This window comes from Galbibacter sp., assembly GCF_048266365.1.
GTDB lineage: Bacteria > Bacteroidota > Bacteroidia > Flavobacteriales > Flavobacteriaceae > Galbibacter.
In genome coordinates, this window is record NZ_JBLWZP010000003.1 from 409,261 (window position 1) to 420,181 (window position 10,921).

A 10,921-nucleotide genomic window follows, 5' to 3' on the forward strand; every position below is an offset into this window, starting at 1 on the left:
ATTAAAACCCATTAAAATCGATGAAACACACATTGTCCGGATTACAATCCGTACTGGTTAAATTATTAAGAGAAGAAAACCCACAACATGCTCTTGATTATGCCTGTAGAATTGGAGCAATGGTGGCTGGCGAAAGCGGTGCCAATCCTGTGTTTGAACAGGCACAGATTTGTCAATGAGCTTTATTAGCTGATTAAAAAATCGGCTGTCCGGTAAAATACGTATTTTTGCCCATGTCTTATTTTTTTGTGTCGTAACCCAAAATAGACATACCTGGTCAGGATGTAAAATGTCTGATCCGATTATTTTTTAACCGGACACCAATGTATTTAAATATAAAAACAGATATAGTTGATTCTAAAGAAAATAGAAAGGGTAAAATTTTAGATAAAATACTATCCTTTTTCATTCCAATTGCAAATCCTGATTTTGAAGATAAAATCTTTTTAGTATCTAATTGGTTATTGGAGTTTGATAATGAAAGTGCTATTCCAAATAGAGAAATAGGATTAAATTCAGAGAGCGAAGTAATTTTAAAAATGCCTTATAAAAAAAACTACGGTTATTGGATTGATAATAGCTTGACTTATAATGACTTCAAAAAAAAATTCGATTATGAAGTTATAGACAAGGAAGTTTTTGAAAAAAACTGGGTTAAAATAGATTAGAAAAGCAAAAGACAAAAGTCCCTTAATCAGGGCTTTTGTTATTTATACCGGCAGGCAAGTTCGGTGTTCCAATAATAAGTGGTTTTGGATTATTGATTTTGCGTCCCTTTGGGAGTGTCAAATGGACTCTGTCCGCTATTTCACCCCTTCAGGGGTACCCCCGAAGGAGTGGTCGAAAAATCGAGCTTAACTCGGTCTTTCCAATCCAAAACATCATTGGGATTGTTTTTATAGCTTTCTAAACGATTGTCCAATTCTTTTTTGTGTTCCATAGAGATTTCTTGATGTTCTTCTTTTTCACGCTTTAAAACACGCTCTAAAGTATCTATAATGCTTTCTCTGTCAATACTGAACATCCCAGAACCTTTGGCATTACCGCTCCCCTACCCAATGTGGATAGATAAGGGATTGCCTGGAAACTTCGTTAAGCTGGTTTAGGTGCTTCTCCGATAAATTCCATCCCACAGCTTCAATATTTGAGATCAGTTGTCTTTCATCTCTGGCACCGATGACCACATTAGAGACTTGTTTATTTTGAAGCAACCAATTGATGGCGATTTGTGCAATGGATTTATCCAATTCCCCTCCGATACGCTCTAATTGCTCCACGATATCGTAAAGCAGCTCATCATCCACAGGAGGAGCTCCAAGCGCTCCACCGGATTTAATTCTGCCTTCTTTAACTTCCATCCCACGTTTTATTTTTCCTGTCAGTCTACCCCATCCCAGCGGACTCCATGCCATAAATCCTGCGTTTTGATCTTTTAAAAGCGGAAGTACTTCCTGTTCCACATCTCTGCTGATTAAAGAATAGCTGCCCTGGTAGACAATGTATTTTTCCAAATTGTACTTCTCGGAGATAGAAAGAGACTTCATAAGTTGCCAGGCAGCAAAGTTAGAACACCCTATATATCGCACCTTTCCACTTTCAACCATGGTATTCAGTGTTCTAAGCGTTTCTTCTATGGGCGTATTGTTATCAAAACCATGCATAAAATAAAGATCAATATAATCCGTATCCAGTCGTCTAAGACTAGCCTCCAGTGCATTCATTAAATGATAACGCGAAGAGCCGCTTTCATTAGGTCCCTCCCCCATCTGAAAAGTCGCTTTTGTAGAAATAATACTTTGATCTCTCCGGCCTTTTAATGCTTTGCCCAGCACAATTTCTGAATCCCCTAGAGAATAGACATTAGCGGTATCAAAAAAATTAATCCCGTGTTCCAAACAAATATCAATAAGTCTTGTCGCTTCCTTTTCCCGGGTTTGTCCCCAGCGCTTGAAAAATTCATTAGTCCCCCCAAAAGTGGCGGTTCCTAGACTCAATACCGGTACCTTCAAACCTGAATTCCCTAAATTTCTGTACTCCATAATTGTTGTTTTTTGTGATACTTTACAAGACAAAGTTCAACATACTATGGAGTGTCCAACAGGACATTTGTCAAAGATTTGGTGTGAGAAATGTCACATTTTAGGAGTGTTGCTTTGTAAGCCTGCTTAAGGTTTCTCGAGTTACACCCAGATAAGAAGCAATCATAGCTTTGGGTACTCTCTGTATTAAACCCGGGTAAACGGTCAGAAGATTGTGATAGCGATCATTAGCATTACTGCTTAAAAAACAAAGAATGCGCTTTTGAAGATCAATATAACCTTCGGTGGTCTTTTTATGGAAAAACTCTTGCATTTTGGGTAATTCTCGACTTATCTTTTCTTTATGCGCCAAGCTAATTACTAAGGTATGGGTGTCTTCCATACAATCAATGACAAGCTTTGAAGGGGAATGGTTGTAGAACGCCTCCGCGTCCGTGATCCACCAATTCTCCATTGCGAACTGTAAGATGTGTTCTTTCCCGTCAGGATCCGGCCTTGACACTTTCATAAGTCCTTTCACTACAAAATATTCATGATTTGCACTGTCACCCTGATGAAGAACAATTTGATGTTTTTTAAATATCCTCGATTGAAAATACTCCAATACAAAAGCAAACTCCTGATCTGTTAATACAACGAGTTCTTGAATATGAGTTCTTAAAGGGTGCTGAATCATTGGATTTTTGAATTTAATATTAGGACAGTGAACTGGTAAAATTATCAAAAAAACTAAGGCAACAGCAATTTTAATGTCTCAATAGTATCCTGCGCAATACTATATATATATGATTGTCTCAGGCATCATTTAACCAAGTATCCTTATTATGTAGACGCTTTGTAGATGTTTTTCAAGGATTTGTAGTCGCCATTAGTACAGCTATCCGTTGTTGGAACCGCAGGCTACTTCTATATTTGTTTTAAGAGTTCTCATGCAAAAACGGGAGTACATATGCCATTTAGTTTTAGGCGCTTACAAGCTCATCAAAAAAGAACAATGAAAAACATACTTTTAATCAGCTTTTTAATTTTCACATCGATACAATTTGGACTAGCTCAAGATGTATCTTTTAAAATAGTTCAGGTAAATGAACAAAGGCACACTGGACATGGTGAAAACAAAATAAGCATTATTGTAGCGATCGACAGCTTGGAACTCGATGCCGACCACCTTGTTCAGGTTAAAGATTCAATCCTTGCAGTAGACAATACAGGCAGGGTATTAGAACATTTTAGAGGATACCCTTACGGAGGTTATTTTCAAGAGGACAAGGAACTAAGCATCGGTTTTAAAGCGCCTAGAGGTGATGTCACAGAAATTGAAAAATTAGAAGGCATACTGGAATATTTTACGATATCAGAAAAGCTCAATTCAAAGGTAATTCTGCATGATTTCATAAATCATACTAATGAAAACCTGCTGGCGGTTTTGCCTCCCCTGAAACTCATATTGATTAACTACAATGAAATAAAAAAGGTATATGGCACTGAGGATTATTATCCTGAAATTAAAAGAATACAACAGGAAGTAGGTATTGGGAAGACCATGGAAGAAACTGATGTGTTTTTTAGCGATATGTTCTATTTCCAAAACAATAATCCCGAACTGGAGCTGAATTTTTATATAGAAGACCCCGATAAGATCATTAATAAAATAACAGTATACAATGGCGACGGGAAACCAATGAGCAGCAATTATTCAAATTCCGGTAATCGTTATCGAATAGGTCTTTCAAAGGAACCGTTACCGGATTGGAAGTTAGAAATCCACGTTAAGACCAAAGCGGCTCTAAAGGAAATACCGTTTCAATTTAGTAATATTAAGATGCCATGATTATGAAATTATCTAATATAGTATTATTTGTTATGGTTTTCTTGGTAAGCGGCGCCGTTTGCTCTCAGGAGTTTAACCTCTTTTTGCAAAGTATAGATGAAGATCGGTATTATGGCAAAAGTCGGATAATGTATCATACCGACAGTATCAGTACCATAACCCTAACGGCAATGGTAAACGGAATAACTTTAGACAAAAATCACCTGATCAAGGTAAAAGAGATCAAGGCAGTTGATAACAAGTCAAATTCCTTAGTATTGATTAGTAGCAATTTCTACTATGACAACCGCTACCAGGATGATAAAAAATTAGAAATAAAACTAGAGGCTCCTGCGCGTAACGCCACAAAAATAGATATGCAAGGAAGCCTACTTTATTTTAATCCAACCGAAAAGAATAAAGGTATGGTGATCATCCGCGACGTTTTGAGTCGCCCGGGCAAAAATCTCCTGGAAAATATTTATCCGGACTCCGAATTTGTCTATATAGACACAGATGAACTTATAAATTTAAAAGCCGAAATGGAGAAGCTGATAGATTCTGAAGTCGAAAAACGTAAAATAGAAGTGGGTGAAATAAGTGAGGAAGAGCAAAGGGAAATTGAATATACACGTCAATTATTTAATGACATGTTTGATTTATCAGACAATCGATTTGCATACACAATAACGTTTCAATCCAACAAAAATATCAAGGATGCGTATTTCAGCTTTGCTATATTCAATGCTGAAGGTAAATCAATAAGCTCAGGCTATTCTTCAGTTGACAACTTATACCAATTTCATTTAGTAGAACCGCCAACAAAGGGATGTTATATTCAGATTATTACAGAGGTAGATACGGCTATCAAAGAATTAAAATTTAATTTAAAAAATATTATATTACCCTAAAAAACAACAAGATATGTGGATTAGTATAACTGACATCAGTGTAAAACAAGTGGACGCTAATCATTTGAGAAACCCAAATGGTCCCGGCAATCAAATGATACTCAACTTATTTCAGCGCGAGGGTCGTTCAGCATTTTGGGTGACTCAGAACAAAAGAGTTTATCCCCAGTATCTTGATGCTGCAACGGGCAAGGTAATTTCCAGAAGAAAGTGGACAGACCAAATGAAATCCTTTGCTCAGAAAGAGTTGGATAATTTACCGCCGCATAAAGGACGGTTTAAAATAACCATTGTAGGCTGGATATTCCTTTTGTTTACCATTGGAATATTTGGATATATTATGATAGAGGCCTTACAGGCGCCTGCCAAAAAACGGCAGTATCAACAGGAATTAGCGGAAAAAGCAAGGGTGGCTGAAGGCGATATTTACTTAGGTCGAATTGAAGTATATAAGGAAAAAGGAAATTTCCTTGGCATGAATCTCGAATTCGGCTGGTTTAAAATTCAAAGGATAGAGAACGGAACTTATTATATTTCAAAAAGTGTTGCGATGGCTAAAAATTCTCAGGATGTAAAGCCTCAGAGCAATACCGAATTCAGTGAAACCCCTATAGTCGTAAAGCCAAAGGAGCTGGAGCCCTATTATAAAACTTTTATTTCTGAAGATGGGCTGACTGAAATCTCCCTCACTGAGAAAAAGGAGTAATTTATCGCATAAAAATCATAAAAGATTATGTTTATATTTTTCGGAATACGGGGATCGAAGATTGGCGAGAAGAAAATAAGCGGTGGTACAGAGTGCCCGTATTGTCAGAGTAAAAACAGCTTTGTGGCTACTACTTACGGGAAGTATTTCCATATTTTCTGGATTCCGTTCCTTCCCATTTCAAAGACTACCTTTCTGGAGTGTTCACATTGTAAAAAGACCTATGCGGATCATGAGCTCCCGGAAGATTTAAAAGATACGTTAATCAAAAACAACCAGCTCCAACCTCCCAAAAGACCGATTTGGCATGGTTGCGGCTGTTTAATATTTGGTGGGTTACTATTAGTATTAGGCATATTCTTTATTGTAAGTCTTATTTTCTGGAGTACCAATGAACCTAAAATCGAAGTGGATCCTAGGGCAGTTTATTTACATGAAGACCTTGAGAAGACCGTTGTACAACCAGACAGTATTACTGACGCGATTTCCTATCAGCTCAAAGCCTGTATGGATCCAAGTATAGAGGGTATAGACACAGATGAAATCGGCTATTATTCTGAAACTGACGGTAACAAGTTATTAGTTTTACTGCAAGTAAATGATTTTAAGAACACCTATACCTCTACCCGAAAAGAGATTGTCTATTCGGTAGAGGATTGCTTGAGTTATTTTTTAAATCTTGAAGATTACGAACTTTATATTGGCATCAACGGCAGTTGGAATATGGTACTGGTAAAGACACCCGAGGCAGAAGATTTGGGAGGTCGATTTGCGAAGAGCAATTTGCTCCTTCCATTTTACGGTGAATCCGAAACTAAAATAGAAGAAGTTCCCATAGAGCAACAGTAAGCAACGTACTCCCCTAATAAATTAGCCTTAGGGACAAGTCTTTTTTGGTTTATGAGTCTTTGTTTGCGGGATACCAACTCATCAAAAGTAGAATTTTGGCAGAGTTTGGAATTCCTAAATTAGCTCGCAGTTATAATTAAGCTCAAAAACTCTATTTTTATAAAATGGCAAAGCAACGAAAGAAATACGACAAGGAGCTTAACGGAATACTATAGGTTAACTTTCCAGTAGCCACCTTTATCAGATCCTATTCTATCTATTACTCCTTCACGTTTCAATTTGTGCAATTGTTTTTCAATAGCACGTGTTGAAATTTTAATTATATCTGCCATTTCAGTAGTAGTAATACTTTTATTATATTATATCAGCAAAACTATTTTCTCCGAACTTTGTCCGAACTTTACCCGAACCGATTTGATTGTAATCTTGGGGCTTTCTTCCATTTTTGAAAGAATTATTTCGACGGGAGTTTTCTCCACAGTTTCTTCCACAGTTTCTTCCACAGTACTGTGGAATACCACGGTAAACATCCCATCGGTTTTAAACTCAGGCTCGGGGAGTTTAGCAGATTTTATTAAATCTCGGATTCTGTCAATACCGGAACCTACCTGTTCTATCATATTAACCCGGACAAACAACCCAAATATCAAGAAATTTATGATCAAAAGTAGATAAGGTTCAAGGAATTAAATTTGTTGGATAGAAATTTTTCGGTTAAGTTGCAAAAACATACAGTAAATAACCAAAATCCAAAGAAAAACTAAATCTATGTTTAAAACCTCGTTAAAAAAGGGAGTTACAGTACCTAGTTTAATTTTCATCATAGGAGTATCATTAACAGCTATTTTTTTTCCCGAAGTTACCGAAGGTCTCTTGAACAAGATTCAGAACTTCATCTTTGTCAATTTGAACTGGATTTATATCTGGGCCGTTACGATATTCGTTATCTTCCTGATATACCTTATGTTCAGTAAGTATGGGAAAATACGATTGGGAAAAAACGACAGTAAACCCGAGCATTCCTTTTTTTCATGGATTTCTATGTTGTTTGCCGCCGGAATGGGTATTGGATTAATGTACTTTGGTGTCGCTGAACCCATGCAGCATTATGCCTCTGATGTCTTTGGGTTACATAGCTATGTCAACCAGGAGAAGAATGCCCAGCTTTACAGCTTTTTTCACTGGGGTATACACGCTTGGGCTATTTATGCCATTATAGGACTTTCCTTATCGTACTTTGCTTACCGTTACAGACTTCCACTTTCGTTGCGTAGTGGATTTTACCCACTGCTAAAAGATAAAATTTATGGAAAATGGGGGGATGCAATTGATGTTTTTGCACTCTGCAGCACCTTTTTCGGGATCACTACTACACTAGGCTTTGGAGTTGTACAGGTCAATTCCGGATTAAATACACTTAATATCGTTCCGGATACAAGTTTTATTTACCAAATCTTGATCGTTGCTGTGTTGGTTTCACTCTCCATTGCCTCAGCGGTAACAGGAGTGGATAAAGGAATCAAAATATTAAGCCGGATCAATATTACACTTGTGATCGCACTGCTGCTTTTTGTGCTGCTTGTCGGTCCCACGGTTTATCTGATCGGCAGTTTTACTGAAGGCCTCGGAAATTATATTACCAACTTTTTCAGTCTCACCTTTGGCACTCATGTTTATGAACCGGAATCCCTACCCTGGTTTTATGACTGGACAATACTTTATTGGGCTTGGTGGATTTCTTGGTCTCCTTATGTGGGTTTGTTTATTGCCAAAATTTCAAAAGGAAGGACCATCCGGGAGTTTATAGCAGCAGTTTTAATTATTCCCAGTGTATTTAACTTCTTTTGGATGACTGTTTTCGGTAACAGCGCTATTTGGTTCGACAGAAACAAAGCAGACGGTATGCTGAGTGCATTGTCTTCTGATCCTGATGCGCTCATGTTTCGGTTTTTAGAATACCTTCCACTCTCCACTGTTGCCAGTTTCGCAGTTGTGCTGATCATCGTTATTTTCTTTGTAACATCAGCAGATTCAGGGATATTTGTAATGAACAATATTGCCACAAAAAATGCTAAAAAATCCCCAAAATGGCAAGTTTTTCTTTGGGGCATCTTACTTGCATTAGTATCGTTATTTTTGTTAAACGCCGGTGGCTTAGATGCTCTTCAGAGCATGACATTAATTACCGCTTTGCCCTTCTCTATAATTATGTTGCTCTTTATGGTTAGTCTTGTAAAGGCCTTAACCATTGACGGAAACTATTATGAGCGCGATTTTTCTGAAACTGCCATACCTTGGTCAGGCGGGTTTTGGAAAGAACGTCTAAAGCGAATTGTATCGTATAAAAGCCGTCCTTCTGTGGATCATTACATTGAGACCACAGTAAAAACTGCCTTTACTGAATTGCAACAAGAATTTTCCAATAATGGAATCGAGACGAAGCTCAATACTTACAAGGATCCAACGAGAATTGAGATTGAAATTCAATACGATATCGTTAACAATTTTGTTTACGGTGTTAAAAATGAGTCGAAACTGCTATCTGAATATTTGCTAAATGAAGAAAACCATCCTGATATTGAAGAAAGTAAAACGTACTTCCCGAAAGCGTATTTCGGAGATTCAAGAGAAGGTTATGACATCCACTATTTCACAAAAAATGAATTGATTTCAGATGTCCTAAAACATTATGATCGATTCTTAGCTATTATATCGGAAGAGCGCAATGAGATGTTTATCAGCAGTAATGCCAATAAAAGGAAAAAGTAAGTAATAAAGACAGAAGCTACCCAGGTATAATTATGGAGCAGGGTTTCACCACTGGTTGAGTATATAGGAAACGAATAAATTGACAAAACACTACCCACTAATAACTCAGGTTCATAGCTTCTTGGCTGTTGAACCGGAGAGCATATTTCCCACCTTAAGCCAATTAATAAACTACCCAACCACGCATAGCGATGGATTGGGTTAAGCGAAATAAACCAACACTTATTCAAAAAAACTCGTCTCTGAAAGAACAAAACAGATTGCCAATAAACCTATGATTTATAAAGTGACTGATTTTAAAGATGTAAGAGTTGCTTCAATGAGTAATTTCAGCATTTACTATAAAGTTGCTGACAAAGAAATTATCATTACATCTTTTTGAGACAATAGACAAAATCCGAAAAAACTTTAAGAAATATTGGAAAATAAAAAATAACTTTGCGCAATCGAGTAACAGTCGTGAAATTAGTAGTAATCAAGCCTTTAAGTCATCCTTTTTCCAAAAATCATTTGGCAACATTTATCTTCCAGAAATATTGAATGGATACTTTCTAATACCATACTCTTTATGAATGTTTCATCCTTTGGATAGTATAAAGTTTAAAGATATCTTAATATGCAAACTATTAGTTTGGAAAAAGAACAAAAAATAAACCATTTACTTAATTCACAACCGACGGGAGTGGCATTCAAGTTCAAGAGGTTTTCCACGCAATGACTAAACCGATATAAGAGGTTATTTCGGAGTTATGATCAATACGTAGAATGAGGGTTTCACATCTAATTCCTTTGCCAATTCTCTCTGGTTTAAATTAGGAATTGTATCTATCTCATCATTGATTAAAACTCCTGGATAGCAGGAAATTTAAAGTTTTTCAGCCAAATCTTGTCTTCCAATAATAGCCATAATTTCTATTACATTTTCATTTACCTTAAAGTAAATACTATCTGCACCACAAACACATTGTCTATAATCTCTTTTTAGATAATTAACTGATTTAAAAGAGAAAGGTCGATCAGCAATAATGTCAAAATATTCGAAAAAGGAGTTGTAATACCTGTCGGCTTGAGTCATGCCGAATTTTTTAACACCATATTGGTGAATCCGGATTAAATCATTTTTGGCTTCGTTACTTAATCGATATTTAGCCATTCAGCATTGACTTTGATAGCGCTAGAATTTCTTCTTTGCTGTCTTTTGTGAATCCACTATTCTCAGCCTTCTCTAGTTTAGTGCGTATCCAATCAACTTGAACCTGTTGTTTTCTAGCCTGGCGAACTAAGTCATTTATTAGCTCACTTTTACTTGAATATTCCTGGTTTTCTAGTTGAGTTTTTAACCATTTATCATTTGGTTCAGTAAATGATATACTTTGTCTAGCCATAATTGTTAACATTTGGTGTAAAATTACACCAAATACACTTCAAAAGCAAATTATTATTAGCTAAACAAATTTATTTCGTAGTTTATAATTGGCTAAAAAATAAAGATATTTATGAATCCAGTACTTCATTAATAATTAAGCTACAAACTATTAAGGATGTCAAGTGCGGAATACGAAAAAAGTTGTTTTAAAATTATTTTTAACCTCCAATGCAAATATACGTACCGCTTTTCCCCTATTTAAAAAAATATTTATATCCTTCACATAAGAGTCCATTTAAATATCGTCCACAAATAAAATAACAGACGCTTTCTCAAGCAGCATAACTTTCTGACATAAGAACGAGGAGGAGTTCAGGCACTACCATAATTTGTCAATAAACTACCCAACCACGCATAGCGATGGATTGGGTTTTAAACCTGAAGCTAGATGAGCAATAGCGCAACACATAG

The 10,921-nt window shown here is 36.5% G+C and carries 14 protein-coding genes; 7 read left to right on the forward strand and 7 right to left on the reverse strand.

The window, feature by feature from the left end; all coding sequences use genetic code 11:
• Positions 1 to 20 precede the first annotated feature (20 nt).
• Positions 21 to 179 carry a hypothetical protein gene (locus ACN0TV_RS07175; protein ID WP_417361531.1) on the forward strand — a complete coding sequence of 53 codons (159 nt, stop codon included), beginning with the start codon at positions 21 to 23 and terminating at the stop codon, positions 177 to 179.
• Between the two features lie 144 nt (positions 180 to 323).
• Positions 324 to 668: a hypothetical protein gene (locus ACN0TV_RS07180; RefSeq protein ID WP_417361533.1), complete on the forward strand. Its 345-nt coding sequence runs from the start codon at positions 324 to 326 to the stop codon at positions 666 to 668.
• A 140-nt stretch (positions 669 to 808) separates the two neighbouring features.
• Here the strand turns inward: ACN0TV_RS07180 and ACN0TV_RS07185 are convergent, their stop codons facing one another.
• The 3 genes from ACN0TV_RS07185 to ACN0TV_RS07195 all read right to left on the reverse strand — a co-directional run bounded on the left by ACN0TV_RS07185 (position 809) and on the right by ACN0TV_RS07195 (position 2,715).
• Complete coding sequence (locus tag ACN0TV_RS07185) at positions 809 to 1,024, reverse strand: addiction module protein (RefSeq protein WP_417361535.1); 216 nt, start codon at positions 1,022 to 1,024, stop codon at positions 809 to 811.
• 16 nt (positions 1,025 to 1,040) lie between these two features.
• Entirely contained in the window at positions 1,041 to 2,039 is a 999-nt protein-coding gene (locus ACN0TV_RS07190) for an aldo/keto reductase (protein ID WP_417361537.1), read from the reverse strand.
• Positions 2,040 to 2,139: 100 nt separating this feature from the next.
• Complete coding sequence (locus ACN0TV_RS07195; protein ID WP_417361539.1) at positions 2,140 to 2,715, reverse strand: Crp/Fnr family transcriptional regulator; 576 nt, start codon at positions 2,713 to 2,715, stop codon at positions 2,140 to 2,142.
• A gap of 318 nt (positions 2,716 to 3,033) precedes the next feature.
• Here ACN0TV_RS07195 and ACN0TV_RS07200 point away from each other — a divergent pair, with 318 nt between their 5' ends.
• Genes ACN0TV_RS07200 through ACN0TV_RS07215 form a run of 4 tightly spaced genes read left to right on the forward strand, consistent with a single transcriptional unit; the run spans position 3,034 to position 6,315 of the window.
• Positions 3,034 to 3,870 carry a hypothetical protein gene (locus ACN0TV_RS07200; protein ID WP_417361541.1) on the forward strand — a complete coding sequence of 279 codons (837 nt, stop codon included), beginning with the start codon at positions 3,034 to 3,036 and terminating at the stop codon, positions 3,868 to 3,870.
• Positions 3,871 to 3,872: 2 nt separating this feature from the next.
• On the forward strand, positions 3,873 to 4,760 hold the full coding sequence (locus ACN0TV_RS07205) for a hypothetical protein (protein WP_417361543.1): 888 nt from the start codon (positions 3,873 to 3,875) through the stop codon (positions 4,758 to 4,760).
• 13 nt (positions 4,761 to 4,773) lie between these two features.
• Positions 4,774 to 5,466 carry a hypothetical protein gene (locus tag ACN0TV_RS07210; protein ID WP_417361545.1) on the forward strand — a complete coding sequence of 231 codons (693 nt, stop codon included), beginning with the start codon at positions 4,774 to 4,776 and terminating at the stop codon, positions 5,464 to 5,466.
• A 27-nt stretch (positions 5,467 to 5,493) separates the two neighbouring features.
• Positions 5,494 to 6,315 carry a zinc ribbon domain-containing protein gene (locus ACN0TV_RS07215; RefSeq protein WP_417361547.1) on the forward strand — a complete coding sequence of 274 codons (822 nt, stop codon included), beginning with the start codon at positions 5,494 to 5,496 and terminating at the stop codon, positions 6,313 to 6,315.
• Between the two features lie 209 nt (positions 6,316 to 6,524).
• Here ACN0TV_RS07215 and ACN0TV_RS07220 read toward each other — a convergent pair whose 3' ends face one another.
• Positions 6,525 to 6,662, reverse strand: a complete 138-nt coding sequence (locus ACN0TV_RS07220; RefSeq protein WP_417361570.1) for a hypothetical protein — start codon at positions 6,660 to 6,662, stop codon at positions 6,525 to 6,527.
• A gap of 12 nt (positions 6,663 to 6,674) precedes the next feature.
• Positions 6,675 to 6,980, reverse strand: a complete 306-nt coding sequence (locus ACN0TV_RS07225) for an ATP-binding protein (RefSeq protein ID WP_417361549.1) — start codon at positions 6,978 to 6,980, stop codon at positions 6,675 to 6,677.
• A 103-nt stretch (positions 6,981 to 7,083) separates the two neighbouring features.
• On the opposite strand from ACN0TV_RS07225, the gene ACN0TV_RS07230 reads away from it, so the two are divergent.
• Entirely contained in the window at positions 7,084 to 9,084 is a 2,001-nt protein-coding gene (locus ACN0TV_RS07230; RefSeq protein WP_417361551.1) for a BCCT family transporter, read from the forward strand.
• A gap of 865 nt (positions 9,085 to 9,949) precedes the next feature.
• On the opposite strand, the gene ACN0TV_RS07235 is transcribed toward ACN0TV_RS07230, so the two are convergent.
• Together ACN0TV_RS07235 and ACN0TV_RS07240 are read right to left on the reverse strand one after the other, a co-directional pair.
• The gene (locus tag ACN0TV_RS07235; RefSeq protein WP_417361553.1) at positions 9,950 to 10,237 is read right to left on the reverse strand and encodes a type II toxin-antitoxin system RelE/ParE family toxin; all 288 of its coding nucleotides are present in this window, start codon (positions 10,235 to 10,237) and stop codon (positions 9,950 to 9,952) included.
• Complete coding sequence (locus tag ACN0TV_RS07240) at positions 10,230 to 10,469, reverse strand: ribbon-helix-helix domain-containing protein (RefSeq protein WP_417361555.1); 240 nt, start codon at positions 10,467 to 10,469, stop codon at positions 10,230 to 10,232. The genes ACN0TV_RS07235 and ACN0TV_RS07240 overlap by 8 nt, the downstream gene beginning before the upstream one ends.
• Positions 10,470 to 10,921 lie beyond the last annotated feature (452 nt).

Bases quoted from the DNA above. Each gene is read 5' to 3' on its own strand.
- ACN0TV_RS07175 (WP_417361531.1), top strand. From the start codon at position 21: ATGAAACACACATTGTCCGGATTACAATCCGTACTGGTTAAATTATTA.
- ACN0TV_RS07180 (WP_417361533.1), top strand. From the start codon at position 324: ATGTATTTAAATATAAAAACAGATATAGTTGATTCTAAAGAAAATAGA.
- ACN0TV_RS07185 (WP_417361535.1), bottom strand. From the start codon at position 1,024: ATGTTCAGTATTGACAGAGAAAGCATTATAGATACTTTAGAGCGTGTT.
- ACN0TV_RS07190 (WP_417361537.1), bottom strand. From the start codon at position 2,039: ATGGAGTACAGAAATTTAGGGAATTCAGGTTTGAAGGTACCGGTATTG.
- ACN0TV_RS07195 (WP_417361539.1), bottom strand. From the start codon at position 2,715: ATGATTCAGCACCCTTTAAGAACTCATATTCAAGAACTCGTTGTATTA.
- ACN0TV_RS07200 (WP_417361541.1), top strand. From the start codon at position 3,034: ATGAAAAACATACTTTTAATCAGCTTTTTAATTTTCACATCGATACAA.
- ACN0TV_RS07205 (WP_417361543.1), top strand. From the start codon at position 3,873: ATGAAATTATCTAATATAGTATTATTTGTTATGGTTTTCTTGGTAAGC.
- ACN0TV_RS07210 (WP_417361545.1), top strand. From the start codon at position 4,774: ATGTGGATTAGTATAACTGACATCAGTGTAAAACAAGTGGACGCTAAT.
- ACN0TV_RS07215 (WP_417361547.1), top strand. From the start codon at position 5,494: ATGTTTATATTTTTCGGAATACGGGGATCGAAGATTGGCGAGAAGAAA.
- ACN0TV_RS07230 (WP_417361551.1), top strand. From the start codon at position 7,084: ATGTTTAAAACCTCGTTAAAAAAGGGAGTTACAGTACCTAGTTTAATT.
- ACN0TV_RS07235 (WP_417361553.1), bottom strand. From the start codon at position 10,237: ATGGCTAAATATCGATTAAGTAACGAAGCCAAAAATGATTTAATCCGG.
- ACN0TV_RS07240 (WP_417361555.1), bottom strand. From the start codon at position 10,469: ATGGCTAGACAAAGTATATCATTTACTGAACCAAATGATAAATGGTTA.